Source organism: Microcystis sp. LE18-22.4A, from assembly GCF_027531105.1.
Taxonomy (GTDB): Bacteria; Cyanobacteriota; Cyanobacteriia; order Cyanobacteriales; family Microcystaceae; genus Microcystis; species Microcystis aeruginosa.
This window is the reverse complement of record NZ_JAPZRB010000451.1, coordinates 1-1,974: the sequence shown is the minus strand read 5'-3', so window position 1 is coordinate 1,974 and position 1,974 is coordinate 1. Positions and strand designations below refer to the sequence as shown.

Below are 1,974 nucleotides of genomic sequence, written 5' to 3'. Positions count from 1 at the left end.
TGCTTGAGTATTTATATTTAATTTGTCCAACCAATTGTTTTTTTAGTGATCGCCTCTCCCTGAAAAATAGTCACTTTCTACTATATTTTGCCTTCCAAAATCGGGGTTAATGCTCTATTTATTTCAAAATGAGAATTGCTGCTGATCACTGATTCTAGGCTAATTTAATTGCTGCCGTGACTACCTCTTCTAAAGACTCTAACCAATGAAAGTTAACATCAGCTAAACTCTGACTGAGATCGATCGCTTTGCTGTCAGCTAGGACGCGAAAAATTATTTGTGGTACGGTGGGATTGGGAAAAGATCTGGGTTCCAAGGTTTGTCTTTCCTGTCGGGTGGCCCGGATCATCCGTTCGCCGCTGCCCCGGCTGGGTGATAATGGGCTATAACTGCGGTAGTAATTGCTAATACTCTCGATCGCTTTTTGGCCAAAGTCGGGATAACTGATAATATCAACGATAATCACTTTTAAATCGGCCAATAGTTGGAATTGTTGCAGACCGGCCTCTATTTGCTCGTTTAATTGCTCTAATTCTAGTCTTTCCTCCAGTATAAGCCATGCTGCCAGTTTTGCCCCCTTGCTGGCTAAGGCATCCCAGACAGGGGACATCAAACCCTGGCCATTACTGATCATCGCTATTCGGCCAGTTTGATCAATTATCGACCAAGGGCATTGTAATTGGGGTGGGGTCAAAGCTAGGAGATCGAGATGTCTAGCTAAAGCGGCATCATTAACACTTATTTTACCATCTAGGGCCATCACTTCCCCAGCTTCGTTGATACCCAGGGGATTAATCTCGATAATATCGAGATCTTTGCTGACAAAGAGACTATACATTTTTTCGAGAATTTGACTGATAGACTCGATCAAAGACCCTCTTAAACCCATGGATACGGCTAATTGCCGACAGAGATAGGGGGAAAATCTCGCTTCGATTACCACTTTTTGCATGGTTTCCAGTAAACTGTCCACATCCATCCCCCCTTGACTCGCACCCAGTAAAACTGGTCTTTGCAGATGATAATCGAGTAAAATGGCTAAAAATATCTCTTGTTGCGGATTATACCTGGCTTCTGCTAGGATTACCTCTGGATATTCTCCGGCGATCGGTAAATGAAAGATAGCATGGGCAGCAGCGATCGCATCGATGGTATTAGCGACAAATTTCACTCCTCCTGCTTTTCCCCGGCCTCCCGTGCGTACCTGGGACTTCAGCACGATAGGATAGGGAATGTTTAATCTTTTTAGTCCCCCCGGTTCGTGGATTGGTTGGGAAGGTAAAATGGGGATGCCGACTTGAGCAAATATTTCCTTGGCTTGGTATTCGAGTAAATCCATAATTAATTAATTGATAAAGTGGCAATTCTCTCTTTGCTCGTTTCGGTAGCTTGGGGACTATGAAGATTATTTTAGCAACAGCATCCAGTTCACGGGTGATCAGGGAGAATATTCTTGGCTTACTCGATCGCAAAAATTAAAGTTAATTGTGTCATTATGCGGTTAGAGGAGAAACTTTTTTAGCTTACCCACCCCTAGGAGTCTAGCAATCTTTCACTCTCTCTATTTCTATCTTTAGTAAGCTTTACTGCATTTAAACTGAGTATTGGACGCTTTAGTACGCCTGAACTATTCTCTACTCCCCGCTCCGGCGCTCCCTAATTCCTAATTCCCCACACCCCACAACCTCAGTTTTTTGTCACAATTGTTACATTTTTTCAGAGATTTTAATTCGATCGGGTGATTTTTTTTGATAGGATTGAACCTATAATTCTCCCATAAATAGGGTCTGCTGAAAAAGTTTTTCCTAGGGGCAGGGTGTAGGGTGTAGGGTGTGGGGTGTGGGGTGTGGGGTTTTACCCATTTTCATCGGGTAAATTACCTAATTTTCAGGGAAAAAGTCCAGGGATTTTCCCCCCGACCACTCCCATATCTGGTACTTTTTGATTGACAAAAAGTCTAAAAGTCTTACCCAA

At 43.1% G+C, this 1,974-nt stretch carries 1 protein-coding gene; it reads right to left on the bottom strand.

Going from position 1 to position 1,974, the window contains the following annotated elements; genetic code table 11:
• Nucleotides 1–154: 154 nt before the first annotated feature.
• Nucleotides 155–1,339, bottom strand: a complete 1,185-nt coding sequence (locus O9295_RS19800; RefSeq protein WP_288034755.1) for an ATP-grasp domain-containing protein — start codon at nt 1,337–1,339, stop codon at nt 155–157.
• Nucleotides 1,340–1,974: the final 635 nt, after the last annotated feature.

Bases quoted from the DNA above. Each gene is read 5' to 3' on its own strand.
- O9295_RS19800 (WP_288034755.1), bottom strand. From the start codon at position 1,339: ATGGATTTACTCGAATACCAAGCCAAGGAAATATTTGCTCAAGTCGGC.